This window comes from Mesorhizobium sp. WSM4823, from assembly GCF_055811195.1.
This window is the reverse complement of sequence record NZ_JBVVQL010000011.1, coordinates 64,118-88,744: the sequence shown is the minus strand read 5'-3', so window position 1 is coordinate 88,744 and position 24,627 is coordinate 64,118. Positions and strand designations below refer to the sequence as shown.

21 protein-coding genes and 1 tRNA gene are annotated in these 24,627 nt (G+C 62.8%); 11 read left to right on the top strand and 11 right to left on the bottom strand.

Annotated features, from left to right (window positions below; all coding sequences use genetic code 11):
- Positions 1-55: 55 nt before the first annotated feature.
- A complete protein-coding gene (locus tag AC0L26_RS23765) occupies positions 56-1,630 on the bottom strand; it encodes a phytoene desaturase family protein (protein ID WP_473634768.1) in 1,575 nt (524 codons plus the stop codon).
- Positions 1,631-1,754: 124 nt separating this feature from the next.
- Between AC0L26_RS23765 and AC0L26_RS23760 the strand changes: the two genes are divergently transcribed.
- From AC0L26_RS23760 to AC0L26_RS23740, 5 genes are all read left to right on the top strand, one after another.
- Positions 1,755-2,546, top strand: a complete 792-nt coding sequence (locus AC0L26_RS23760; protein WP_473634767.1) for a cyclase family protein — start codon at positions 1,755-1,757, stop codon at positions 2,544-2,546.
- A gap of 313 nt (positions 2,547-2,859) precedes the next feature.
- Positions 2,860-4,431 carry a phytoene desaturase family protein gene (locus AC0L26_RS23755; RefSeq protein WP_473634766.1) on the top strand — a complete coding sequence of 524 codons (1,572 nt, stop codon included), beginning with the start codon at positions 2,860-2,862 and terminating at the stop codon, positions 4,429-4,431.
- Positions 4,431-4,910 (top strand): MarR family winged helix-turn-helix transcriptional regulator, encoded by a 480-nt coding sequence (locus AC0L26_RS23750; RefSeq protein ID WP_354489160.1) that lies wholly within the window; start codon positions 4,431-4,433, stop codon positions 4,908-4,910. Before AC0L26_RS23755 ends, AC0L26_RS23750 begins: the two co-directional genes overlap by 1 nt.
- Before the next feature lie 44 nt (positions 4,911-4,954).
- Positions 4,955-7,108, top strand: coding sequence for a thiamine pyrophosphate-dependent enzyme (locus AC0L26_RS23745; protein ID WP_473634765.1), 2,154 nt, complete (start codon positions 4,955-4,957; stop codon positions 7,106-7,108).
- On the top strand, positions 7,101-8,687 hold the full coding sequence (locus AC0L26_RS23740; RefSeq protein ID WP_473634764.1) for an indolepyruvate oxidoreductase subunit beta family protein: 1,587 nt from the start codon (positions 7,101-7,103) through the stop codon (positions 8,685-8,687). The genes AC0L26_RS23745 and AC0L26_RS23740 overlap by 8 nt, the downstream gene beginning before the upstream one ends.
- A gap of 84 nt (positions 8,688-8,771) precedes the next feature.
- Here AC0L26_RS23740 and AC0L26_RS23735 read toward each other — a convergent pair whose 3' ends face one another.
- The 3 genes from AC0L26_RS23735 to AC0L26_RS23725 all read right to left on the bottom strand — a co-directional run bounded on the left by AC0L26_RS23735 (position 8,772) and on the right by AC0L26_RS23725 (position 10,000).
- Positions 8,772-9,353, bottom strand: coding sequence for a DUF2380 domain-containing protein (locus AC0L26_RS23735; RefSeq protein ID WP_473634763.1), 582 nt, complete (start codon positions 9,351-9,353; stop codon positions 8,772-8,774).
- 74 nt (positions 9,354-9,427) lie between these two features.
- The gene (locus AC0L26_RS23730) at positions 9,428-9,754 is read right to left on the bottom strand and encodes a hypothetical protein (RefSeq protein ID WP_126103790.1); all 327 of its coding nucleotides are present in this window, start codon (positions 9,752-9,754) and stop codon (positions 9,428-9,430) included.
- A 66-nt stretch (positions 9,755-9,820) separates the two neighbouring features.
- Entirely contained in the window at positions 9,821-10,000 is a 180-nt protein-coding gene (locus AC0L26_RS23725) for a globin domain-containing protein (RefSeq protein WP_473634762.1), read from the bottom strand.
- Between the two features lie 803 nt (positions 10,001-10,803).
- On the opposite strand from AC0L26_RS23725, the gene AC0L26_RS23720 reads away from it, so the two are divergent.
- The 3 genes from AC0L26_RS23720 to AC0L26_RS23710 all read left to right on the top strand — a co-directional run bounded on the left by AC0L26_RS23720 (position 10,804) and on the right by AC0L26_RS23710 (position 14,059).
- Positions 10,804-11,931, top strand: coding sequence for a PQQ-dependent sugar dehydrogenase (locus AC0L26_RS23720; protein ID WP_473634761.1), 1,128 nt, complete (start codon positions 10,804-10,806; stop codon positions 11,929-11,931).
- 579 nt (positions 11,932-12,510) lie between these two features.
- On the top strand, positions 12,511-13,617 hold the full coding sequence (locus AC0L26_RS23715; protein WP_473634760.1) for an alpha/beta fold hydrolase: 1,107 nt from the start codon (positions 12,511-12,513) through the stop codon (positions 13,615-13,617).
- Positions 13,618-13,621: 4 nt separating this feature from the next.
- On the top strand, positions 13,622-14,059 hold the full coding sequence (locus tag AC0L26_RS23710) for a VOC family protein (RefSeq protein WP_473634759.1): 438 nt from the start codon (positions 13,622-13,624) through the stop codon (positions 14,057-14,059).
- A gap of 233 nt (positions 14,060-14,292) precedes the next feature.
- On the opposite strand, the gene AC0L26_RS23705 is transcribed toward AC0L26_RS23710, so the two are convergent.
- The 4 genes from AC0L26_RS23705 to AC0L26_RS23690 all read right to left on the bottom strand — a co-directional run bounded on the left by AC0L26_RS23705 (position 14,293) and on the right by AC0L26_RS23690 (position 17,814).
- The gene (locus tag AC0L26_RS23705; RefSeq protein WP_473634757.1) at positions 14,293-14,844 is read right to left on the bottom strand and encodes a YybH family protein; all 552 of its coding nucleotides are present in this window, start codon (positions 14,842-14,844) and stop codon (positions 14,293-14,295) included.
- Between the two features lie 71 nt (positions 14,845-14,915).
- Positions 14,916-15,332, bottom strand: coding sequence for an SRPBCC family protein (locus tag AC0L26_RS23700; RefSeq protein ID WP_473634756.1), 417 nt, complete (start codon positions 15,330-15,332; stop codon positions 14,916-14,918).
- Positions 15,333-15,593: 261 nt separating this feature from the next.
- On the bottom strand, positions 15,594-16,862 hold the full coding sequence (locus tag AC0L26_RS23695; RefSeq protein ID WP_473634755.1) for a type III PLP-dependent enzyme domain-containing protein: 1,269 nt from the start codon (positions 16,860-16,862) through the stop codon (positions 15,594-15,596).
- A gap of 49 nt (positions 16,863-16,911) precedes the next feature.
- Positions 16,912-17,814, bottom strand: coding sequence for an alpha/beta fold hydrolase (locus AC0L26_RS23690; RefSeq protein WP_473634754.1), 903 nt, complete (start codon positions 17,812-17,814; stop codon positions 16,912-16,914).
- A 377-nt stretch (positions 17,815-18,191) separates the two neighbouring features.
- Here AC0L26_RS23690 and AC0L26_RS23685 point away from each other — a divergent pair, with 377 nt between their 5' ends.
- A complete protein-coding gene (locus tag AC0L26_RS23685) occupies positions 18,192-19,340 on the top strand; it encodes an epoxide hydrolase family protein (RefSeq protein WP_473634753.1) in 1,149 nt (382 codons plus the stop codon).
- A 411-nt stretch (positions 19,341-19,751) separates the two neighbouring features.
- Positions 19,752-19,910, top strand: coding sequence for a transposase (locus AC0L26_RS23680; RefSeq protein ID WP_473634752.1), 159 nt, complete (start codon positions 19,752-19,754; stop codon positions 19,908-19,910).
- A gap of 38 nt (positions 19,911-19,948) precedes the next feature.
- Here AC0L26_RS23680 and AC0L26_RS23675 read toward each other — a convergent pair.
- Positions 19,949-20,024 (bottom strand) — tRNA-Thr (locus AC0L26_RS23675).
- Positions 20,025-20,366: 342 nt separating this feature from the next.
- Between AC0L26_RS23675 and AC0L26_RS23670 the strand changes: the two genes are divergently transcribed.
- Complete coding sequence (locus AC0L26_RS23670) at positions 20,367-21,536, top strand: hypothetical protein (protein ID WP_473634751.1); 1,170 nt, start codon at positions 20,367-20,369, stop codon at positions 21,534-21,536.
- A 39-nt stretch (positions 21,537-21,575) separates the two neighbouring features.
- Here the strand turns inward: AC0L26_RS23670 and AC0L26_RS23665 are convergent, their stop codons facing one another.
- Together AC0L26_RS23665 and AC0L26_RS23660 are read right to left on the bottom strand one after the other, a co-directional pair.
- Positions 21,576-23,177 carry a cisplatin damage response ATP-dependent DNA ligase gene (locus AC0L26_RS23665; RefSeq protein ID WP_473634750.1) on the bottom strand — a complete coding sequence of 534 codons (1,602 nt, stop codon included), beginning with the start codon at positions 23,175-23,177 and terminating at the stop codon, positions 21,576-21,578.
- A 244-nt stretch (positions 23,178-23,421) separates the two neighbouring features.
- Positions 23,422-24,432: a ligase-associated DNA damage response exonuclease gene (locus AC0L26_RS23660; protein ID WP_473634749.1), complete on the bottom strand. Its 1,011-nt coding sequence runs from the start codon at positions 24,430-24,432 to the stop codon at positions 23,422-23,424.
- Positions 24,433-24,627 lie beyond the last annotated feature (195 nt).

The window sequence follows — 24,627 nt, the reverse complement described above, 5'->3', positions numbered from 1 at the left end:
TCGTTCAGTGGGTTCAGGATCCTTGGGCAACCGCGCATTGCCTCTCCTTTGAATTCTACCTCCCGCCAAGCTGTTGGGCGAGCATATAGCCCGAGGCCGCACCGGTGCCGGCGCCTGGCCATGTTGCAGCCCCTGTGAGATGCAAATTCCCGACTGGCGTGTTCCACCCGGCATAACCGCGCGCCGGGCGAAACAGGAAATTCTGCGCCAAATGGTGGCTGCCGCAGACCTGGTCGCCGCCGACGAGGTTGGGGTTCTCGCGTTCGAGATCGAGGGGCGAGAACACGGCGCGGCCGAGGATCTTCCGGCGAAGGCCGGGCGCATAGGTCTCGATGATGTCGAGAACGCGCTCGGCATAGCGCTCCTTGACGTTGTCCCAGTGGGCCGGCGCGATCTTGCCCGCCGCATCGCCAAGGATTTCGGCGGGCAGCATGCGCACCTGCACCCACAGAACATGCTTGCCTTCCGGAGCCCGCGACGGATCGACCGCAGTCGGCTGGCCGACGACCAGCACCGGCTCGTCCGGCAGCATGCCGGACATTGCCTGCTGGTAAGTACGCGACATGGCGTCGAGTGATGGCGACAGATGCACATAGGCGAATTGCCTGAGATCGGCGCCGGCGCGCCAATCCGGCAGATCGTCAAGCGCCAGATGGATCATCATCGTGCCCGGCGCATGGCGGAATTTTTTCATCGCCGTGTCGAAGCCGGCGTCGCCGGAACCATCAGGCAGCAGTCCGCCGGGCAGCGCCTTGGGCGCCACGCCTGCGATGACAGCCTTTGTGGCGGTATGGGTCTCGCCGGAGGCAAGCCGCACGCCGGTCGCCTTGCCGGCGGAAACCGTGATCTCAGCCACCTCAGCCCCGGTGATAATCTTGCCACCGGCAGCGGTGACCATGCCCGACAGCGCGCGGATGATGGTGTCGGCGCCGCCCTTGCCGAGCACCATGCCGAAACACTGGTTGGCCATCGATTCCAGATAGGGGAACACAGCGCCGCCAGCGATGTCGGGGGCGAAATCGAGATGCATGCCCCAGGTGGCCAGCGTCGCCTTGACATGCGGCGACTCGAAATTCTCATCGAGCCACGCGCGGGGTGAGGAAAGCAGCAACCGGCCGGTATCGAGCGCGCCGGCGAAACCCTTCTTGCGCCACAGGTTCCAGGCGGTGCCGGCCAGCGCCCGGCCGCTCATCGGTGCCCCCAGCAGCCGGAACAGATGCTCGGCTTCTCCAGGGAAGGCGTCAACCAGCCGCCGCCATGTGGCGGCGTCGGCTGAGGAAAAAGCTGCCATGCGCGATGCGGTCTTTTCCAGGTCGTTGCTGACGCCGAACCAGCGACCGTCGGGGAACGCACTGGCAAAGCAATCGGCGACCGGCGCAAATTCCAGCCCGTGGCTTTTCAATTCATTTGCATATTTCTTGTGAAAGGCCGAGCCGGCGAACAGGCTCAGATTCATCGCACCGAAATCGTGCCGGAAGCCGGGCAGCGTGTATTCACGGGTCTGGACGGCGCCACCAATTGTTGCGCCGCGCTCAAAAATCCCGGTTTTCCAACCCTTGAGCGCCAGATGCGCGGCGCATGCCAGACTGTTGTGGCCTGCCCCGACGAATATGGCGTCAAACTCGCTCACACCCCACCCAACCCCATTTCCTTTATGCTTAAAGATAATTGCAGATGCATATGTTTTCGTCTAGTAGGATATTAAGGGCCGCAACGAGCCTTCAGAGCCATCCAAGAAAGAGGGAACAGAGACCATGGACACGCAAAAACTCCTCGGCGAGGTCGCCGGCCAGCTTCTTTCAGGCGCCATTCAGGTGGTCGACCTGACGGCCCCGCTTGGGCCGAACACGCCGCTGATCAAGCTGCCGCCGGAACTCGCCGTCGACACGCCGAAGGTCGAGATCCACGCCATCTCCGCCTATGACAAGAACGGACCGTGGTGGGCTTGGAACTGGCTGAAACTCGGCGAGCATTCGGGCACGCATTTCGACGCGCCGCAGCACTGGATCACCGGCAAGGATTATCCGGACGGCGCCACCGACACCATCCCGGCACAGAACTTCGTCGGGCCGGTCAATGTCATCGACTGCTCCAGCCAAGCCGCTGCCGACCATGACTTCCTGCTCACCGTCGACCACATCAAGGCGTGGGAAGCCGAGCATGGCGCTATCAATGCCGGCGAATGGGTGGTGATGCGCACCGACTGGTACAAGCGCAACGGCTCGGAAGCCGAATTCCTCAATGCCGACGAGACCGGGCCGCACACGCCCGGCCCGACGGCCGAGGCCATCCAGTTTCTGATCAGCAAGGACATCAAGGGCTGGGGCAGCGAGACAATCGGCACCGATGCCGGCAAGGCAGGGGGAATGGAGCCGCCTTTCCCGGCGCACAGCCTGATGCACAAGGCCAACCGCTACGGCCTCGCCAGCCTCTGCAACCTCGACCAGCTGCCGCCGAAAGGCGCGATCCTGATCGCCGCACCGCTCAAGATCGAGCACGGCACCGGCAGCCCGATCCGCGCCCTGGCGCTGGTGCCAAGGCATTAGGACGAGGTGGCGGTCTTCGGGAGAAGATCATGGTCGCAGGTAACGCTGTAGTGACGGGTTGGGAGCGGCAGCGTTACAACGCTGGCGCTCTACGACGCCCCCCTCTGTCCTGCCGGACATCTCCCCCTCCAGGGGGGAGATCGGCCGTCGCTTCCGCTTTCGCCAATCTTCAACGCCGTGGGAATGAGCGGCGCGCCGGAACCGCCAATCTCCCCACTAGAGGGGGAGATGTCCGGCAGGACAGAGGGGGGCGCGAAGGAACGCCAACCCGCGCAATTGAATTCCACCTCCTGCCCCCAGCGAGCAAGCATCAATGAACGCGCCCGATCACATCATCGTCGGCAGCGGCATCAACGCGCTGGTCTGCGCGGCGATGCTCGGCGGCAAGGGGGCGAAGGTGCTGGTGCTCGAGCGCAACGACCGCATCGGCGGCTGCATGCGCACCGAGGAGATCACCGCGCCCGGCTTCATCCATGACGTGATGGCGACGACCTTCGTCCTGTTCATCACCTCGCCGGCCTATGCGGCGCTGGGCAAGGACCTGGCGCGGCACGGCCTGGAATTCTGCAACACCGGCACGCCGACCGGCGTGCTGCGCCCGGACGGCAGCCATACCGTCCTGCGTACCGACCGCGCCGCCAATGTCGCGTCTGCCAATGCCCTTGCCGCAGGCGACGGCGACCGGCACGCCAGCGATGTCGGTGAGATCGAGCGCAATGCCGGCCTGCTGTTCGGGCTGCTCGGCGGCAGCCTGTGGTCCTATCCCACGACCAAGCTGCTCGCCGGCGAAGCATGGCGGCGAAGCCCGCGCAATCTTGCCGCCTTCCTCGGCGAAGCGCTGGTGCCGGCGCGCAGCTGGCTGGAAAGCACCTATCAGTCTGAAACCATCCGCGCGCTGTGGGCGCCCTGGGTGCTGCATGCCGGCCTGGGGCCTGAAGACGCGTTCTCCGGCCAGATCGCCAAGGTGATCGCCTTTGCGCTGGAAGCCGCCGGCGCGCCGATCGTCAAGGGCGGCGCCAGGAATCTGCTGTCCGCCTTCGAAGCGCTGATCAAGGAGCGCGGCGGCGTGATCCGGACTGGCGGGGACGTTGCTTCCATCATCCAGAGCGGAGGCCGAGCCACCGGCGTGCGGCTGGCTTCGGGCGAAACGGTCACCGCGAAGAAGAGCGTCATCTGCTCGGTCACACCGACCCAGCTCTACGAGCGGCTGCTCGGCGACGCGGCCCCGAAGGCCAACGTCGAGGCAACGCAAAAATACCGCTACGGCAAAGGCAATTTCCAGATCCATTATGCCCTGGACAAGCCGCCCGCCTGGCGCGGCGACGGCCTGGACAAAGTCGCGCTGCTGCACCTGACGCCCGGACTCGACGGTGTGTCGAAAGCCTGCAACGAGGCAGTGCGCGGCCTGCTGCCGGAGGTGCCGACCATCTGCGTTGGTCAGCCGCACGCGCTCGATCCGTCGCGCTGTCCCGACGGCAAGGCGATCCTGTGGCTGCAACTGCCCGAGGCGCCCCGCCATATCAAGGGCGATGCGGCCGGCAAATTGCAGACGCCGACCGACGGCCGCTGGACCGACGCGCTCCGTGAGGCCTACGCCGATCGCGCCGAAGCGATCCTCGCCAACCATATCGACGGGTTCAAGGACAGCGTGATTGCACGCCGCGCCTATTCGCCGGCCGATCTGGAAGCGATGAACATCAATCTGGTCGGCGGCGATCCCTATGGCGGCTCCTCGACCATCGACCAGTCGTTCCTGTGGCGGCCGTTCAAGACGAGCCGTAATCACGCCACCGGGATCAAGGGCCTCTACCATATCGGCGCCTCCACTCACCCCGGCGCCGGGCTTGGCGGCGGCTCCGGCTTCCTGCTGGCGGGGAGGCTGTGATGGAACAGAAGGTTGAAAAACGCCAGCGCATCTCGACTTTGGGCCAGATCGGCCTGCAGCAATTCGCGCCCTATCTGATGAACCGCATCATGGGCCGCTACAACGCCACCTTGCGCGACGATTTCCGCAAGCAGGGCCTGACCATTCCGCAGGTCCGGACACTGGCCGTCCTGTCGGTCACCGACGGCGTCACCGTCAACGACCTCTCGGTCTATACTGTCATCGAGCAGTCGACCTTGAGCCGCACGCTCGACACGCTGGAGGGGCAAGGGTTTGTGCGGCGCGAGCAGGGGGTCACCGACAGCCGCATCCGCCACGTGTTCCTGACCGACGATGGCCGCGCCGAGTTCGCGCGCGCGTGGCCGGCCATGCATGACGCGTTCGAGGCGATGTTCGACGACATCGACGATGCCGAATATGCGGCGTTGATCGCCACGCTGCAGAAGATGCTGAAGAACATTCGCAAGCACGACATTTGATCTTACGCGCTGCCGGATGCCGGCGGTAACGGAAGGAGCCCAAAATGGCCGAACGGTCTTTTGCCAAAGAAGTCGAAAAGCTCAGGCTCGGCGCCGGTGAGGAGTTTTCCGGCGAAGGCATTCTCGCCATCACCAAGGCGCTGCTGCAATGCGGCGTCGGCTATGTCGGCGGCTATCAAGGTGCGCCGATCAGCCATCTGATGGACGTGCTCGCCGACGCGCAGGACATTCTGGGCGAGCTCGGCGTGCATTTCGAGGCGAGCGCCTCGGAAGCGACCGCCACCGCCATGCTGGCGGCATCGGTGCATTATCCGATCCGCGGTGCGGCGACCTTCAAGTCGACCGTCGGCACCAATGTCGCGTCGGACGCGCTGGCCAACCTCGCCTCGGGTGGCGTTACCGGCGGCGCGCTGATCATCGTCGGCGAGGATTACGGCGAAGGCTCCTCGATCATGCAGGAGCGCAGCCACGCCTTCGCCATGAAGAGCCAGGTCTGGCTGCTCGATCCCCGCCCGAACCTGCCGTCGATCGTCAAGGCGGTAGAGGACGGCTTCGAACTGTCGGAGGTTTCCAACACGCCTGTCATGCTGCAGGTCCGCATCCGCTGTTGCCATGTCCATGGTCATTTCATCGCCAAGGACAACAAGCGGCCGGCGATGACGGTGGCCGATGCGCTCGACGCGCCGCGCCGCGATACCGGCCGCATCGTGCTGCCGCCCGCTTCGTTCCTGCACGAGAAGGAGAAGGTGCAGAAACGCTGGCCGGCTGCCGTGGATTTCATCCGCGACAACAAGATCAACGAATTCTTCGGCCCCGAGCACGGCTCGGTCGGCATCGTCATGCAGGGCGGCATGTACAATTCGGTCATCCGCGCGCTGCAGCGGCTCGGCCTCGCCGACACTTACGGGGCGACAGACGTGCCGCTTTATGTACTGAATGCCGTCTATCCCTTGATCGATGACGAGTTCCTGTCCTTCTGCGAGGGAAAGGACGCCGTGCTCGTCGTCGAGGAAGGCCAGCCCAACTACATCGAGCAGGCTTTTGCCGCGATGCTGCACAAGGCCGGGCGTGGCACCAAACTGGTCGGCAAGGAACATCTGCCGATGGCCGGCGAATACACCGGCCAGGTCATGCTCGACGGCATCGGATCGTTCTTGCGCGCCACCATTCCGCATTTGCTGCCGAGCGAGGTCCGCGCGCCGAACAAGATCGGCGACGGGCTCGATACCGCCGACCTGATCAACGTCGTTCCGGGTCGTCCGCCCGGCTTCTGCGTCGGCTGTCCGGAACGGCCGATCTTCGCCGCCACAAAGCTGGTCGAACAAGAGTTGGGCAAGCACCACATCGCCTCCGACATCGGCTGCCATCTGTTCTCGATCATGCCGCCCTTCGAGCTCGGCGCCACCACCATGGGCTACGGGCTGGGGCCGGCCTCGGCTTCGGCGTTCAATTCGCCCGATGCCAAGCGCCGCTCGATCTCCTTCGTCGGCGACGGCGGCTTCTGGCACAACGGCCTGACCTCGTCGGTCGGCAATGCCGTGTTCAACAAGAATGACGGCGTCATCGTCATCGTCGACAACTTCTATTCGGCGGCGACGGGAGGGCAGGACATCCTTTCATCGCGCGCCGGCAACAAGACGAAATCGACCAAGCATCCGATCACCGAGGCGGTGAAAGGCATGGGCGTCAAATGGCTGCGCCACATCGACCGCACCTATGATGTGACCAAGATGCAGGACACGCTGCGCGAGGCGCTGACGACGGACGAGAAAGGCCCGAAAGTCATCGTCGCCTCGTCCGAATGCATGCTCAACCGGCAGCGCCGCGAGAAGCCGCTGGTCGACAAGGCGATCAAGGGCGGCGAGCGCGTCCTGAAGCCGAAATTCGGTGTCGACGAGGATATCTGCACCGGCGACCATGCTTGCATGCGGTTGTCCGGCTGCCCGTCGCTGTCGGTGAAATCGCTGGACGATCCGCTGCGCGACGATCCGGTGGCGCATATCGACCAGAGCTGCGTCGGCTGCGGCAATTGCGGCGAGGTCGCCGATGCGGCGGTGCTGTGCCCGTCCTTCTACCGCGCCGACGTGGTGCACAATCCCAGCCGCTGGGACCGTTTCCTGGAAGCTGCGCGTCGCGCCACGATCAGCCTCTTGCAGCGGCGTCGCGAAAGCCGGCGCCTGACATTCGCCGATGCTTGACGCCGTCCCGCGCTCGAAAGCCGGCGCTCCCGAAGATGAGCGCGTCATCAAGCTTGCCGTGCTGGCGGTCGGCGGCCAGGGCGGCGGCGTGCTGGCCGACTGGATCACCGACGTCGCCGAGCGCAATGGCTATGTCGCGCAATCGACCTCGGTCGCCGGCGTCGCCCAGCGCACCGGCGCTACCATCTACTATGTCGAGATGTGTCGCGACACCGGCCGGCTGCCGGTCTTCGCGCTGTCGCCATCGCAGGGCGACGTCGACATCCTGATCGCGGCGGAACTGATGGAAGCCGGCCGCGCCATCATCCGCGGCTTCGTTACGCCCGAGCGCACGACGCTGATCGCCTCGTCGCACCGCATCGCCGCGGTGTCGGAAAAGATCGAACCCGGTGACGGCCGCGCTTCGTCGCCAAAGGTGCATGCGACAGCGGAAGCCGCGGCCAAGCGCTTCATCGCCTTCGACATGGAGAAGATCGCCGCCGACAATGGCTCGATGATCTCGGCCAGCCTGCTCGGCGCACTAGCGGGTTCCGATGCCTTGCCGTTCACGCGCGAGAGCTATGAGCAGGCGGTCAGTGCCGGCGGCCGCGGCGTGAACGCCAGCCTCGCCGCCTTCGGCGCGTCCTTTGATCGCGCCCGTGGCATTACGAACGCGCCACCTCTGGGCGACAAGATCGCAGGGCCGAAAGCTGCCGAAACCGGCTCGGCGGCAAAGGTTAGCGGCCCGGAAAGCCTGCTGAAGGGCTGGCAGGACCTTGCGTCGCGCGTCGGTGCACTGCCGCTTCCCCTGCGCGACATGGCGCTTCGCGGTCTGAAAAAGGTCGTCGACTATCAGGACATCGCGTATGGCGGCGAGTATCTCGACCGGCTCGATCGGGCCGTCGCCGTGGACAGCGCCGAGCATGACTACGCGTTGTCGATCGCAGCGGCAAAGCATCTGGCCAACGCCATGTGCTACGACGATATGATCCGCGTCGCCGACCTGAAGACGCGCTCGACGCGCGACAAGCGCGTGCGTCGCGAGGTCGGCGTCAAGGACGGCTCGATCCTGCAGGTGACCGAATATTTCCATCCGCGCATCGAGGAATTCTGCGGCACGCTGCCGGCGGGGCTGGGCAGCTACATCGAGGCGCGGCCGAAGCTGGCCGCCTTTCTCGACCGCCGCATCAATCATGGCCGGCGCATCCGGACCGACAGCTTCGCCGGCTTCGCCGCGCTGTGGTTCATCGGCGGCCTGCGCCGCTGGCGCCGCCGCCTGCTGCGCCACAAGGTCGAGACCGCGCATCTCGAGCGCTGGTACGCACTGGCGCTCGGCCATGTCCCGGGAGACTACGCGCTTGGCACGGAAATCCTCAACTGCCGCCGGCTGATCAAGGGCTACAGCGACACCCATGTCCGCGCCCAGTCGAAATTCGACCGCGTACTGTCGGCGCTCGACCTGCTCGAGGGCCGCTCGGACGCCGCCGACTGGATCAGGCGCCTGCGCGAGATGGCGTTGAAGGACGAGAAGGGCGACATGCTCGACGGTGCGCTGAAGACTGTGGCGTCGCTGGGCGATGGCCCGGGTTCACCGAACTGATCGTGAAAATAACTGGTACTGCTTGCGCAGGTCGAACACTCGACGCCGGCGACCCTTTCGGTCGCCGGACTTTCTGTGGATACCCTACGGAATGCAGTGCTTCTCGATGTCACGCGCCGTGAACTCTGCTGCTCGGCGCCACGCTTCGCCGGTATCCCCCCGGTAGGTCAGGTATCGATCGCAGACAGGTTTGTTGTCGTTCAGATCCAGCACTGCAAACTTCACCCAGCCGACCAGCGTGCTCATCTTGTGCATCTGGCCGATCAGGAGATATCTCGCGCGGGCTGTTCGTGCCTGCTTCGAGAGATCGACCAGGCCGGGATCCCTGATGGTGCACTTTTCCGTCTGGCAGGGCAGCGCGACGAGGTTGATCTTCCCCGAAAGACCATCCCGCAACGCAACGCCAAAGGCCTTCAGCCGCGCTTCGTGTTCGGCGGTCTGGTCCCTGACCTCGCCTGACGTATCCCTGAACTCGAAATCCGCGACGGCGAGGGCTAGTGGCTTGACGGCATCGGCAAAGGCGGCCGACGCAAGCACACCGGCGCCGATTAGGGTGAGGAGAAATTGTCCGCACTCAAAAAGCCGAAATAGAACGTCCGCGCATTGCACCTTGAGCATCTCGTTCTCCGAGGTCGGGACGATAGCCGTTCCAATGGCAGTGCCCATTGTCCCTTCGCGTTGTTGGACGCGGAGAGAGGCGCAAGACTAGCCGGTTGCGTCGCAACGTCAACTTCCACCCGTTACTGGGTGGATTCCACCTTCGCGACGACGAGCTTGCCTTTGGCACGCGAGATTTCAAGTGTCTGGCCGGGTTTTGCCAATTCGCCCGGGACCGAGATCACCATCGCCTGGCCCTCTGTCAGGGTCGCGACGAAGCGCACGGGCAGGTTTTCTTCGCCTGCCGCCATCGTGGTGACCACCCGGTAGCCGTCATCGGCCTCCGTGTAGTAGACGACGCCGTGAAAATTGCCGAGATCGACGGTCCCACCCTGGCGGGCCGTCAGTTCGCCGGCAGAAGCGGAACTTGCCGCAACGCATAGCGCTGCAAGAGCTGTGTATCTGAACATCGTATTTCTCTCCATTTAGAATTGTCATTCGGGTGGATGGTCGCCTTCGGCTGCATCCAATAAAAATCACGCTGCGAGCTGATCCTCGCGGACAGCCGCGATCATCACACTTGCGAGCAACCCGTAGGCAGCCTCCCAAGCGTCGCGGACAGCCGGCGTAAAAGCCTCGCCGAGACCGGCCGCCAACGTCTCGATGAGCGCTTGCCCGACGATTGGGTAATGATGCTCCTTGACGCCGTAGGCCACGTGACGCCTGGCAAGCACGCGCACCGTTGGGAGAATGGTGTCGGCCGGTCTAGTCCGTGCACGACGAAGCCCAGGCTCGCCATCAGCTTGGCGCCTTGCTTGGTCATGTCTGTCGTCGGAAACAGCGCGCGAAGATCCGCGTCGATCGCGAACAGGCGTTCATAGAACAGCGCGGCGGCAGCGACGCGTAGCGCCACGACCTCGCGAAAACTGTCCTGGACAAGTCTGATCTGGTCGGGTGTCATCGGCGACGCTCCTGCGCTGCTGGCCTGGCGAGGCTCGGAACATCCCGGCAAAGCGTTTCGCGTGCATGTCGCCCGCGCGTCGATGTGTTTCAGTTGTGTCTCAGTTGGTTTTCATTTGCGCGCATTTGTCTTCAGATTCGGTTTGGTATGGAGGCGCCGCGGGGCTCCGTCACCTCAATTGAGTTGCGCCCCAGTCCGAAACGGCGTCCGCCAAAACGTCGCGGCTACTGTTCGAGGAACCCCGAAACGCGGATGCTCAGTACCAAGTCGGCTCCCTGTGCCAGGTCAGGCGCCCCCCGGCAGATCCGCATCCCTGGGAACAGGAGGACAGCGCGACAACCGCTCGGAAAACATCGCCAACCACGAAGGAAGTTCCACAACACCAGGCCTTCAGCGGTGGTCCAGGCCGGCCGACGACGGAGGACACGTGCGCCGGGCTCGTCGGCAATGACGTGCTCATTAGCTGAGAGGCGCGCCAGCTTGGGAACCGCATCGATAGTCGGTCATTATCTCAGGGAGCCGGCGCTCCTCCCCTATACCCGTTCGGATGGAGAAATCATGCTGCGGATACTCATTGCTTCGTCTTTCCTTCTTGCCTTCGGTACGCTCGCGATCGCGCAGGACCGTTCCAAGAGCGTAGAGAGCGAAACAGGCCGCGTTGCGGTCGAGACCTTTGCCGAAGGGCTCGAACATCCCTGGGGCGCGACCTACCTGCCCGACGGCGCGTTGCTGGTCACCGAGCGTCCGGGCCGCCTGCGGCTGGTCTCGACCGACGGGGCCGTTTCCGATCCGATCGACGGTGTGCCGAACGTCCTCGCCAGCGGACAAGGCGGCCTGCTGGATGTGGCGCTCGATCCCGATTTCGCCAGCAACCGGACGGTTTATCTCTCATACTCGGAGGAACGCCGCGGCGGCGCGGCCACGTCCGTCGGCCGTGGACGTCTCGACGAGAACGGGCGCGCGCTTTCGAACTTCGAAGTGATCTTCCGGCAGGAACCGGCCGTCTCCAGCCGGCACCACTACGGTTCCCGCCTGGTATTCGCGCCGGATGGCAAGCTCTTCGTCACGCTCGGCGAGCGCGGCAAGGCGCGACAGGCGCAGGACGTGAACAATCATCTCGGAACGGTCGTCCGCATCAATCCCGATGGTTCGGTACCTGGCGACAATCCCTTCGTCGGCAAGGACGGCGCCGACGAGATATGGTCCTACGGCCATCGCAACGTGCAAAGCGCAGCGATCCATCCCCAAACCGGCGTGCTCTGGACGGCGGAAATGGGACCGCGCGGCGGCGACGAGCTGAACATTCCTGAAGCAGGCAGGAATTACGGCTGGCCCGTCGTCAGCTGGGGCCGGCACTATTCAGGCGAACGCATCCCCGATCCGTCCACTCGGCCGGAGTTTGCCGGCTCCGTCCATAGCTGGACGCCTGTCATCTCGCCTTCCGGCATGACTTTCTACACCGGCGGCATGTTTGCCGATTGGCGAGGCGACCTCTTGATCGGCGGACTGTCGGCGAAAGGCATCGTCCGCGTCAGGATCGACGGCGAGAAGGTCGCAGGCGAAGAAGTCCTCGCCCTCGGTAGGCGTATCCGAGACGTGGTGCAGGCTCCCGACGGCGCGGTCATGGCGTTGACCGATGAACGAGCGGGAAGAATATTGCGACTGTCGCCGGCAACATCGCAGTGATCCCAAGCGGCGCGTCAGACAATTTCCAGGGATCATGCTCGGCGAAATACGGAAAGGCGACCGACGAGTAGCATGGCGCGATCACAAACATCGAAGAACTTGAAGAGGGTGTCCCACTTCCGCCTGAGAAGCTCCTGAGCGATGAGGCAGTCGTAATAGTCCTTGACCGTTCCTTTGAGTTCGGGCGCGTTGGGCTCCATACCGGTCTTGTAGGTCCACGCGAACTTTTCGACGAGAGCCTGACTGTCAGCCAGGGACGGTAGGAGGTCGCTGCCTCGAGAGACGGCGGCGCCGGCCCGTTCGAGCTTTGCGGCCGTTCGTCAATAGCGGTGATGATTTCGTCGTCAGCGGTGGCCGTCGGGTGCCGGGTCAAGACGAGCACACGATAGCTCGCGAGACGATCATGCCGAGGCGGCGACAATTCCAGCCTATAGCCCGCGGCGTTGCAACCCTCGGGGTCTGCCAGAACACCCAAGGCAAAGGGCAAGGGCGAGGTCGGCGGCGGTACGCCCCATCGGCCCGGCCGCAGCCCCAGGCTTGGCCAAAGCTATCTGCGTCAAGGTCCGCGCGAGGGCCCCAATGACGGGCAAAAACGACCCGTTTCCCTCCATGCTGGAACCCAGCAACGCCACCGCAGTTACCTGTACGATATCTTTAAAAGAGGCTGGCATGCGATATTCGATCTTCATTTCTCGATTGCGACGCGCGGTCTTCATTATTGTTACGATCGCGATCGCGGCAGCATTGCCCGCGAATGCGCAACAGGTTGTAGAGACCGCGAATCCATCGGCGTTGGCATCGACCCGTGCCGGTCTGCCCGAAGGTTTCATGGAACAGTTCGAGCATCGCTACTCGATGGCGAATGGAGTGCGGCTCCACTATGTCATCGGAGGACCCGAGAAGGGACCGCTTGTGGTCCTGCTGCATGGCTGGCCTCAGACATGGTATACTTGGCGTTGGATCATGCCGCCGCTCACCCGAGCGGGATATCGAGTCGTTGCCATCGACTATCGGGGCGCCGGAGACTCGGATAAGCCGCAGGGTGGTTATGACAAGGCGACCATGGCGGCAGATATTCGGGCGCTAGTGCAGCAGTTCGGCGCTGCGAAGGTCAACTTGGTCGGCCGCGACATCGGCGTGATGGTCGCGTATGCATATGCTGCCCAGTGGTCAGATGATGTCGCGACGCTAACGATGCTCGACGTGCCGGTGCCGGCCTCGACTGTCTGGAACGAGGCCAAACACAAGCCCGATCCCGAACTGTGGCACTTCGGGCTGTTCCAGCAGCGCGATGTAGCCGAGGCCCTAGTTGCGGGGCATGAATACGACTTCATCCGCAGCTTCTACCTTCACCGCGCCTACCGCTCCATCGCCGACGAGGACATTGCCATCTATGCTCGGGCCTATGCGGCTCCCGGCGGCTTGCGGGCAGGCTTCGAGCTCTATCGTGCGTTTCCTCAAGACGAGCAACAGTTTGCCGGATTTATGAAGAGAAAACTGCCGATGGCGGTGCTCGCCCTTGCCGGCGACAAGAGCAACGGCATGATCGAGCTTTCGATGGCGCGCGAGTTAGCGGACAACGTTCGTGGCGGCGTCGCGCCCGAGACAGGACATTGGTTGCCTGACGAGAACCCTGAATTTCTGACCCGCCAGCTGCTCGAGTTCCTGCCCAGGCCCACTCCGTAAGACCATGCGCTTCCACGGCATCAACCACGTCAGCCTTCGTGTCGCCGATCTTGAGCGGGCGCGGGGCTTCTATGTGCCTGTGCTGGGGCTCACGCCACATCCGGAGAAGGACAATTGGCTTGGTCTTGGCCAGGGCTGCCCCATACATCTGATGCGGTCGACCATCGCAACCGCCGAGGTTCGGGATCCGGCGGGTCATGTTGCGCTCGAGGTAACACGGCTGGAGGACGTGGTTGCGCTGCTGCTTGCGCATGGGTGCACGCCTTTCCAATCGGATGTGACGCAGCGCGAGCACCGCCCGATCACATCACTCGACCAGCCGCTGGACTTCGGCATCGGTACCGTCTTTGTCCGCGATCCCGATGGCCATCTCGTTGAATTCATAGAGAAGCACCGCGGCATCTTCGCACAGCACGATCCTGACCTTCAGGGGCAATCATGACGAGTACCGGCGAAACACCTGTCCCATCGATCTGCCGTCGCGCGGCATGAAGGCATCCACCTAGCGTTGAACGTCCGGCGTCCCAAACTATTGCTGAGATCGCGATCGCCAGCAACGCCTCCGTTTTGAGGCGGTCACCGACTCCGACACTCCGAGGATAACTCTTTTGCGCGGGCTGTAATGACAGACCAAAGCAGCAGGGCCGCACTTCGGCCTCGATGAACCAGACGATGTCAGGGGCTAAGGTTCATAACCACATTCCCACCCTCTTTGTTGAACTCAAAGGGCCATGAGATATGTTCATGCGTGATCAGCCATCCCTGATCCGACCACTGGCAGCAAACGGTCGAACGTACCCACATTTCCCTAAGCCCGGCCTCCGGCAAGTGAATGTTTCCCTTGTCGAGGTGAAGCATATGGGCAAACGCGACATCCCCGCTCACCGCAATGTCCAGGTCGCTGGTTTCCAGGCCGATGGGGCCTTCATATTCATCAAACCACCGCAGGAAATTGGCCCGGACGGCGTCGGATCCGATGAAGCCTTGGAGAGGCGGCACAACGTCGAAATAGACGATCTTGGGGGAATAAAGCGACATAAGCCGATCGATGTCCTTTGCCCGACATGCTTCTTGTCGACTCTCTAAAAGTGCTTTGATCTCGGACTGTTCTGAAGCCATTGCGTCTTCCTTTCCCGAAAGGGCGGCCGCCGCCGGCAGCGCGGCGACGGCTCCGTCATCGCCTCGCCGCCGGCAGCGCGGCGACGGCTCCGTCATCGCCTCACGCACGCAGCGGCGTGTCCGTGCTCAGTGGAGTCGCGCGTTCCTTCCGACGGGTGCATGATCAGGGTTCGAACAGCCTAGCCGTACTGCTCGGCCAAGGCGTCGGTCCCGGCTTTGACGAACTGCCGGATCATGTCGACGCCTTGCTGCGGATTGCCAGACGCGATGTCGAAATGCGCAGACCAGGTGACGATGCTCTCGCCATCGGCGGCGTCATCGATCCGAAATTCGGCTCTGTAGTTGCGGACCGGCAGCGCCGTCTCCTGCATGCTGTAGTGATAGATGTGCCGATTGGGATCGTAGTCCTCCAACCGCTCGATCTGCTTGCCGCCTTGGCTCGTTTCGACATGTCGCAGCGCGCCTGGCGCATTGCCTTCGCTCTCGACTTTCGCCAGCATGGGATGCCAGTCGCCGACTACGCCGAAATCGCCGATCCGTCGCCAAGCGGCATCGGCATTGAGCTTAAGACGGGCGGTCTCCATCACTTCGACCATTGCGGTTCTTCCCTGCGATCGATGATACATAAACCTGCCGGGCAGCGCCGAAGCGGCACGCCTTGTGATACCCAACGCTGCAGATGAATGACCGTTCCCATCTGAGGCGGCTCGAACTTCAGGTTTCGTCCATGCTGCGCCGCAGTCTACTCGACGTTCCTAAGCGGCGTCTCTGTCGAACCGTATATCAGATCGATGCTGAAGACGAAGCTGCCGCTGGCTATGGACCGCACAGGCAATCAGCGTGTACCCCACGCGGTCTCAGAAGTAGGTCTCAACTGCTCCGATGGCATTATAGTTTTCGTCAACTTCATAGATCAGGCGCCATTTGTCGAAGGTCGTGCATGGATGTGACGGGCTCAGCGCGACCATATCGCCGACTTTCAAACCATGATCGGCAGGGGCTTTGACCGTTGTATGTTGATCGTTGATGATTGCGACTTCATATGAATCAGAAGGCAGCGTCCGCAGGCCGTCACGGTCTGAGGCCGTCTTCATCAGGACCGGCTGGCCGGCATCGTGGCCAAAGTCGCGTTGCCCCGCGCCAAGGACAATACGATCCGGTTCGGGAACCGACAGCACGTAGCACCAGACCTCAAGCGCCGGCACGAAAGAGAGATCCATCGTCTGGGCAAGATCGCTCCGGTGCCTCAGATCCTCGAACAACTGCCGATAAAGCCCGGAATCATGTGTCAGATAGCATCCACTCCGGATGACGACTTGCAACGGTTTGCTGAGGTTGAGCTGGCGGGACACGTCGGCAACCAAGTCGTAAAAGGAACTGCCGCCGGCGCTGAACATGATACTATCGCGCTCGCTGAAGAGCCCATCCGCATCGCAGGCGCGGATCATCTCGACGAGCGTATCAAGGAATGCGGGCACGGCGTTTTGCCGCTCTTCCATTGATCTTGTTTGCAACACGCCTTCGTACCCTTCCAGGCCGACAAGCCGAAGGTGAGGAGAGCTCGACCGAACCGCCCGCGCGACGTCTAGGGCTGATTCAACCGTTCGAATCCCGCAGCGGCCGCCGGAAAACCCTCCTTCGACGAGCACCTGGACCGGGCGGCCCGGCGGCCTTTCGGCAGCGGCTTGACGCAGCAGTTCGACGCCATCGATCGAATCGACAAGACAATAGAAATCAAACGCGGGATCCGCACCGAGCTCCTGGAGAATAAAGGCGATCTCCTGAACGCCGACGAGCTCGTTCGCATAGAAGATGCGATCGAATCCAAGGCGCCGCGCGGCGCGGACCTGGTGAAAGGTCGCAAGACTGATTCCCCAGCAGCCGTCGTCAAGCTGCCGACGAAAAAGCTGCGGGGCCATCGTTGTCTTACCGTGCGGGCAAAGAACGACGTTGGGAGCAAAGGCTTTGAGAAAGCGGAGCATCCGCTTGCTATTGTGCTCAAGCGCCTTCCGGCTGAGCGTGCATGCGGGCAGCGGAATGTCGCCCCGCAGGAGATTCCAGCCGGCTCGTGCGATGGATGAAAGGTCGAGCGCATCGTGGCCCGGACCAGGCAGGCCTTTCTCCAAACTCGTCAGCCTACCAGTTGGTGCCGAGCCCAAAGCCGTTATCTTAGCTTCACCTGACATCGCTTGCCGCCGTATCCGACGATAATTGTCGAATGGCAGTCAGCACCTCATTCGGTGCTTCCCGCGGGATGAAATGTCCTACGTCCGGCAAGACGCGTCTTTCATAAGAACTGAGAAAGAATTGCTCCTTGCCCTCGGAGGTCTCGGGAAAATTGTCAGCATCATTGGCGCCATGCAGCATCAGCGTCGGAACTCGAATAGGCGGATTTTCAAGCAGCTGTTTTTCGAGCTGCTCATGTTCCGGCGCGCCCGCGGTCTCTCCCCAACGCTGCAGGTAGGCGTGAATGCTGATCGACGCCCAGTCGCCGTTCTCCCAAGACGCGGCTGTAATCTCGAACTCGGCATCTTCAAACGTCCAGCCGGGTGACCACGTCTGCCAAAGATAGCGGCACAGACGACGCCTGTCCTTGTCTATCGCCTCGCGGCCCTGTTTGGTCGCCACCAGCCATTCGTACCAATAAGCCTTCGCCAGATCGTAGGACATATCGCGGATGGGTTTTGACGTGGCGTAGCCGGCGGACATCGCGAGGAGCCCCTGCAAGCGCTCGGAAAACAGCGCACCGACGACGTAGCCGGCTCGGGCGCCCCAGTCATAGCCCACCACGAGAACGTCGCGGAGATCGAGGCCGTCGATGAAATCCGCCAGGTCCTGACCCAGTGCCGCAATGGCTCCGCTTCTCATCGTCTCCCCTGAACGGAAGGTCGTGGGGCTGCAGCCACGCAAGTAAGGAGCGAGTACTCGATAGCCAAGTTTGCTAAGCTCAGGTGTGATCTTGTCCCAGCAGCGCACGTCGTCCGGCCAGCCATGGACCAGCACAATTGGCTTTCCCTGCGGATTACCTGCCTCTTCATAGGCGAGATTGAGATGCGGCGTTGTGATGTATTTCGTCATGAGGCTGAAACCAAATTCGTCCTGCACGAGTTTCAGAGTGTAGTGAATGGAGCGGCAAAGCTGGTCTTTATCGGGGCAGCCCCCGCATCATGTTGGCCACGCGATTAAGCTCGCAGGTCCCCGGATAACGGCCGGGGGAGATGGTGGTTCCTGGACCTTGCCTATATCCGTCGAGACATCTTCCAGTCTGCTCAGGAGCAATAGCGCAATGGTCATTACTGAGAACACGGCATGCGACGGTCAAGGACACGATCTCGATTGATCCAAAACGCGAAGGTTACTCAGCCCCGAAGGAGAGACCATGGGCATTCCTCCAACTCTCCAGCCGGTTGAGAGGAACACCATGGAGGCGCGGCAGAAAAGGAAACGAGGCGAAGATGATGACACCATTCACGGTGGAGTGGTCGGATGAAGCCGTTGATGCATTAAGGGCGCAGGTGCGGTCGTATTGCCTGCCGGACCAGCCCGACGATGCCGGATGGTCCTACGGCTGTGACGTCCAAACCCTGCGCGAACTCTGCGCCTATTGGGCCGACCGCTACGATGTTGACGCGACGCTCGGAGACCTCAACCGTTTTCCGCAGTTCACGACGGAGATTGGCGGGCTGAGGCTCCATTTCGTCCATCTGCGCGGTGAGGCTGACGGCAAACGCCCGCTGCTCCTGATCCACGGTTGGCCGGGCTCGATCTACGAGTTCTGGCCCGCAGTGGAAGCCTTGGCGTTTCCCTCGCGTAGCGGCGGACGTGCCGAGGACGCGTTCGATCTCGTCATTCCGTCGCTGCCGGGCTACGGCTTCTCCGCCAAGCCTAAACGGCCGATAGGCCCGCGCCGCGTCGGTGCATTGTTCGGCGCGCTGATGCACGACGTTCTGGGGTATGAGCGCTACTTCCTCCACGGGACCGACTGGGGTGTGGTGATCGGCCCTTGGATGGCGCTGGACAACGCCCGTTCGCTCCGCGGTCTGCACATGGACTATCTCGGTGCCGTCCCCGAGGACGCGCCGCGAGACGAAGCTGAGCGGCGTTGGATGCAAGACTTTGCCGAGCACGAGAAGCGGCTTGGCGCATATTCACACCTTCAATCCACCAGAGTGCAGTCGCTCGCCTATGCGATGCATGACAGTCCCGTGGCCCAAGCCGCCTGGATCCTCGAGCGCTTTCACGATTGGACGGATCTGCGCGGACAATCGATCTTCGAGGTGTTTGGTCGCGACCGGTTGATCACGAGCATCATGCTCTATGTCATGACCGACACGTTTGCGACATCGACGTGGATCTATACCGCCTCGGAAAGAGAGAAGAGCAAGGTGCTGCCCAAGGGCCGCCGGATAGAGGTGCCCACGGGCTACGCCTCTTGGCCCGATCCACGGCACCCGGCCCCGCCACGCTCCCTTGTCGAGCGCGCCTGCAATCTAGTTCACTGGAGCGAGCAGCCGCGCGGCGGCCACTTCCCACCCACCGAGCAGCCGAAGGCGTTCGTCACCGATTTGCGCGCCTGGGCACGTAGGATCAACGATACCAGCTAAGCCTGTCCGCTGTACTTCCAACATAAGACAAGACCAGTCGCCGTGGCGTGCCCTGCAGGCTCGACGTCGCCGCAACAAGCCTATCTCGACCAACCGGTCAGCATTCAGAATCTCCCGAGAGAAAAAGGGTTTTCGCTCCGCAAGCTCGCCCGGAACCTTTGCGAGGAGCATCCGTTGGAATGAAAGCAGCGGCCCAAGTAATGACCTTAGATAGAACGATGGCGAAATTCGAAACCGTTTCAAAAAGCCGTTTCAGTTTGCTGATTTGAGACGGTGCAATTCGGCTAAGCTGGCGAGATTGTTGGCGCGCCCGAAGAGATTCGAAATTCTGACCCCGGATTTGGAGTGCGCCCCTGACGGTGGACAGGTTGTGTTGAGGAATTTACCCGTCTGGTTTTCGAAGAGAGAACCATGGCCAAGTATCGCAGCTACAACATCGCCTTCAAGCGTCAGCTTGTTGAGGAATATGTGTCGGGAACGTCGGTTCACGCGCTGTCGCGGCGCTATGATGTAGGCCGGGCGCTGATCCGGCTTTGGGAGGAAAGCGATGTCTCCAACTCAATCGCCTAGCTGGTTGGAGATAGACCTTTGATTTTCCTAAGAAAATTTGGTGCCGCTTAGGTGACTCGAACACCTGACCCCATCATTACGAATGATGTGCTCTACCAACTGAGCTAAAGCGGCCCAGGAAGCCGGGGCCTCCAAGATGCGCTGGGTGATAGACGCAACCGGGCGCGAATTCAAGATGGGACTTGGCAATTCGTGTACGGAGCCCGCTGGGCGCATTAAGGCCGCCGCGCTGATCGCGCCATGCGCTCGCGCAATGCCACACCGGCAGGTTGCGCAGTGCCGCCTTGGCGCCGTGACGGGAAAATCGGTGAAAAATGTTGATTTCTTTACCGAAAACCGCCGAAATGGGCCTTGGACGCATCGCCAACGCAGTTTGCGGCCGCTGGCCCGTTGATTGATTGGTCGCCTACGGCTAACGATCATGACAATGTGACCGTACGTGCAGAGGGGTCCCGTTTGGACGCGATCGAAAAAGCGATCCGGAATGCCTTCGAGAAAGGCAATGCCGAAGACCGGACGTTTCGCGAGAGGGTCTATAGATCGGCCTTCGCTGCACTGGACCGCGCCCTGCAGGCCAACCCGGGCGTGACGGTGGAAGTCGCCATCAAGCGCCGCAAGGCGGTGCAGGCCAAGATCACAGAAATCGAATCAGAGTTCCTGCCGGCGGTTCCCGACGTCGTCCCGGCGACGGATGATGACGCCGCGGCATCGGCAGTGGAGCGGCCGGCTGAAGGTGCAGCCGAACCGACTGTCGATGCCGATGCCGAACCTTCACCGTCGCCTGAGATCGTCGTCGACAGTCCACTAAAGCCGCCTGTATCCGACGCGCCGCGGTCGCGCGTCCTGCCGGTCGTTCCCGATATCATGCCCGAAGCGGTTATTTCCGGTGCGCCGGAGATCGACATGTCATCTCCATCGACCGGAGACGGCGACGCGGAGGTGATGCCCGACCGCGACGACAGGCGAGTGAGGGGCCGCCGCCTGCCCCTTACAGCGATCTTCCTCGGCGTGACGCTGCTCGCCGCTGCCGGCATCGGCGTCTATTTCGCTGCGCAGACCGGCGTGTTCAAGTCGGCGGCAGAACTCGACACGGCTCCGCCGCAAACGCCGCCGACGGTGGAGGACGATGATTTCACGCCGCCAAGCGATACGGCCTCGCCGCTGACCCCCGGCGCACCGGACGAGAATCGCGATTGGATCAATGTGTTTACGCCGAGCGACCCGGCGCTTGTCAGCGCGCCTTCGGATGCCAAGGCCGAAGTCATGGAGGACGACAGCGGTTCCTTCCTGCGCATACGGTCGGGCGCCTCCGGTTCGGCCATCAGCTTCGATGTCGGGCAGGGTGTGTTGGAAAAACTCGCCGGCAAGCACGCCGTGTTCGACATCATCGCCCGTTCCGAGGAAGGCAAGGAGACGCAGATCTCCGTCGACTGCAATTTCGGCGAACTCGGCGACTGCGGCCGCAAGCGCTACGCCGTCGGCCACGAGCATAATGAATATCTGTTCGACGTGCGGTTTCCCGACAAGCGTCCGGGCGCTGCCGGCACCATCGCCATCAATTCCGACTTCGACAAGCAGGGCAAGTCGGTCGACATTTACGAGATACGCGTCTCGGTCGTTCCTTGAGCCTCAACGCATCGTGCGCCCAATTGGACGCACATCGCTCTAACGGTCGAGCAGCGCCTGCAGCGTCTCGATGCGGTCGGCTTCGGCCGCCGGCTTGTCCCAGCGCAGCCGGGAAATGCGCGGAAAGCGCATGGCGACGCCGGATTTGTGCCGCGTCGAGCGGTTGAGCCCTTCGAACGCCACCTCCAGCACGAGGCCTTGTTTGCGGTCGGCTCGCACCGAGCGGACCGGGCCGAAGCGCTCGATCGTGTTGTCGCGGACATATTTGTCGATTTGCCGCAGCTCCTCGTCGGTGAAGCCGAAATAAGCTTTGCCCACCGGCACCAGTTCCTCCGACCCTTCCGGCCCGGACCAGACGCCGAACGTGTAATCGGAATAAAAGCTCGAACGCTTGCCGTGGCCGCGCTGAGCATACATAAGCACGGCGTCGACCGTGTGCGGATCGCGCTTCCATTTGAACCATGGGCCTTTCGGCCGGCCGGTGAGATAGGGCGAATCCCAACGCTTCAACATCACGCCTTCGATGACCGGATGCAGCGGCTTGCGGCGCAATTCCTCCAGCGCCTGCCAGTCGGTGAATTCCACCAGCGGCGAAAGATCGAAGCGGCTCGGATCGAGGCTCGTCACGAAGCCTTCGAGGCGGCCGCGCCGCTCGCGGAAGGAGAGCGTGCGCAAATCCTCGTCGCCGATCTGAAGCACGTCGTAGCAGCGCATGAACGCCGGATATTGCTGCTGGATCTTCGGTGTCACGCTCTTGCGGTTCAGCCGCTGCTGCAGGTCCGAGAACGTGCCTGTCGCCTGCCGGGGATCGCCGACCAGAAGCTCGCCGTCGAGAGTGGCGGAAAAGTCCATTGCCTCGGCGAGATCCGGAAAAGCCCCGGAGACGTCGTCGCCGGTCCGCGAATAAAGCCGGCGAATGCCACCTTCCGATACGGCCTGGACGCGGATGCCGTCCCATTTCCACTCGGCTGCGTAGTCGGCGGGGTCGAGCTTCTCGAGGTCGCTGTCACCAATTGGGTTCGACAGCATCACCGGCCGGAACAGCGCCAGCGCCGTTTTCTCAGGTTTCTCGGCCTTGCCCTCCAGCCAGGCGAACAGCTCGGCATAGGGCGGCACCAGTCCGTGCCAGAGCTCCTCGATCTCGGCGATGTCGACCTTGCCGAGATCGGCCAGCGCCTGCTTGGCCAACCGCGCCGAGACGCCGATGCGCAGGCCGCCGGTGACCAGCTTGATGATGGCGAAGCGCGCCGAGATGCTGGCGCTGTCGAGCAGCCTCGCCAGCACCTGCGGTCCGTCGGAACGGCTCGCCGCCTGCAGCTTTGCCACGACCTCGGCAAGCGTCGGCGAATGGTTCGGGACGGTCTCGGACGATTGCGGCCAGACCAGCGACACGGTCTCGGCGAGATCGCCGACATAATCGTAGGAATAGCCGAACAGCACCGGGTCCATGCGCTCGATGACCAGTGTGCGCAGCATCGCCGGCTTGACGGCTGCGATGGTGAGGTCACCGGTGATCGCAGCCAGCGCCAGCCCGCGATCCGGATCCTCGACGCCGCGGAAATAATCGGTCAGCAGCGTCAGCTTGCCATTGCGCGACGGCGTCAGGACGAGGCGGTCGAGGAGTTCGGCGAAGCGGTTCATGGTGAGATACGCTCGGCCAATCGGGAGAGTTTGCGCTCCACGCCACCCCCCTCTGGCCTGCCGGCCATCTCCCCCGCAAGGGGGGAGATCGGATGTCGCCACTGGTTTCGCCAATCTCCAAAGTCGGAGGAATGAAGACGGCGTCGAAGCTGCCGATCTCCCCCCTTGCGGGGGAGATGGCCGGCAGGCCAGAGGGGGGTGTGAAGGATCGCGGCGCCGGCGTTTGATGGATCAATAATTGCCATCAATCGCCCTCGTCCTCATAACCGACCAGATGCAGCGGCCGCGCTGCGATGCCTTCGAGTTCGCACCAGCGCACCAGGGCCTCCTCGCGGCCATGCGTCACCCAGATTTCCCCGGCGCCGGTCTCCTTGATCGTGGCGGTCAGCTCGTCCCAGTCGGCATGGTCGGAAATGATCAACGGCAGCTCGACGCCGCCCTGTTTGGCGCGCTGGCGGATGCGCATCCAGCCTGATGCAAAGCAAGAGATCGGATCGGGAAAGCGTCGCGCCCAGCGGTCGGCGAAGGCTGAGGGCGGTCCGACGACAATGGCGCCGGCAAAATCGTCCCTGCCGCCGCTCTCGACGGTCGCCGGCTCCAGCGTCCCGAGGTCGATGCCCTGGCTTTGGTAATAGTCGCTGAGCTTGGCCAGCGCGCCATGGATGTAGATCGGCCTGTCGTAGCCGGCATCGCGCAGCAACCGCATCACGCGCTGCGCCTTGCCGAGCGCATAGGCGCCGACCAGATGCGCGCGTTCGGCAAACTGCGCGGTCGATTTCAGCAGGCGGGCGATCTCTTCGGTATCGGGCGGATGGCGGAACACCGGCAGGCCAAAGGTCGCCTCGGTGATGAACACGTCGCATCTGATCGGCTCGAATGCTGCGCAGGTCGCATCCTTCTGGCGCTTGTAGTCGCCCGACGCGACGATGCATGTGCCCTGGTGCACGACCTCGATCTGCGCCGAGCCGAGCACATGGCCGGCCGGATGGAAGGTGACAGTGACGCCGTTCAGCGCAATCGTCTCGCCGAGCGCTGCCGCTTGCGTCGTGCCGGCAAAACCCTCGCCGTAGCGCAGCCCCATGATGTCAATCGTCTGTTGTGTGGCCAGCACGGAGCGGTGGCCGGAACGGGCATGATCGGAATGGCCGTGCGTGATCAGCGCCCGGTTGACCGGCCGCACCGGGTCGATAAAGAAATCGCCGGGTGGGCAATAGAGGCCCTCGGGCCGGGGATGGAGGAGGTCGCTGGCGCGCATGGCCTAGAGATAGTTGCAAATTCCGGCGCGGGAAGCCTGTTGCAAGTGACTGCTGACTCGGCCTACAGGCAACTGCCGGCGAGCCTCCGTTTTTCAGGCCTCGTCCGGCGCTCTTTTTCGTGTCGCCTGCGCCACGCGTGGCGGCGGCTGCGAAAAAGCCCGATTCGCGTGCCCGAAAGGGCGGGACATCGAAAC

Coding starts and splice junctions, on each gene's coding strand:
- AC0L26_RS23760 (WP_473634767.1), top strand. CDS start 1,755: ATGGACACGCAAAAACTCCTCGGCGAGGTCGCCGGCCAGCTTCTTTCA.
- AC0L26_RS23755 (WP_473634766.1), top strand. CDS start 2,860: ATGAACGCGCCCGATCACATCATCGTCGGCAGCGGCATCAACGCGCTG.
- AC0L26_RS23750 (WP_354489160.1), top strand. CDS start 4,431: ATGGAACAGAAGGTTGAAAAACGCCAGCGCATCTCGACTTTGGGCCAG.
- AC0L26_RS23745 (WP_473634765.1), top strand. CDS start 4,955: ATGGCCGAACGGTCTTTTGCCAAAGAAGTCGAAAAGCTCAGGCTCGGC.
- AC0L26_RS23740 (WP_473634764.1), top strand. CDS start 7,101: ATGCTTGACGCCGTCCCGCGCTCGAAAGCCGGCGCTCCCGAAGATGAG.
- AC0L26_RS23735 (WP_473634763.1), bottom strand. CDS start 9,353: ATGGGCACTGCCATTGGAACGGCTATCGTCCCGACCTCGGAGAACGAG.
- AC0L26_RS23730 (WP_126103790.1), bottom strand. CDS start 9,754: ATGTTCAGATACACAGCTCTTGCAGCGCTATGCGTTGCGGCAAGTTCC.
- AC0L26_RS23720 (WP_473634761.1), top strand. CDS start 10,804: ATGCTGCGGATACTCATTGCTTCGTCTTTCCTTCTTGCCTTCGGTACG.
- AC0L26_RS23715 (WP_473634760.1), top strand. CDS start 12,511: ATGACGGGCAAAAACGACCCGTTTCCCTCCATGCTGGAACCCAGCAAC.
- AC0L26_RS23710 (WP_473634759.1), top strand. CDS start 13,622: ATGCGCTTCCACGGCATCAACCACGTCAGCCTTCGTGTCGCCGATCTT.
- AC0L26_RS23700 (WP_473634756.1), bottom strand. CDS start 15,332: ATGGTCGAAGTGATGGAGACCGCCCGTCTTAAGCTCAATGCCGATGCC.
- AC0L26_RS23690 (WP_473634754.1), bottom strand. CDS start 17,814: ATGACGAAATACATCACAACGCCGCATCTCAATCTCGCCTATGAAGAG.
- AC0L26_RS23685 (WP_473634753.1), top strand. CDS start 18,192: ATGATGACACCATTCACGGTGGAGTGGTCGGATGAAGCCGTTGATGCA.
- AC0L26_RS23680 (WP_473634752.1), top strand. CDS start 19,752: ATGGCCAAGTATCGCAGCTACAACATCGCCTTCAAGCGTCAGCTTGTT.
- AC0L26_RS23665 (WP_473634750.1), bottom strand. CDS start 23,177: ATGAACCGCTTCGCCGAACTCCTCGACCGCCTCGTCCTGACGCCGTCG.
- AC0L26_RS23660 (WP_473634749.1), bottom strand. CDS start 24,432: ATGCGCGCCAGCGACCTCCTCCATCCCCGGCCCGAGGGCCTCTATTGC.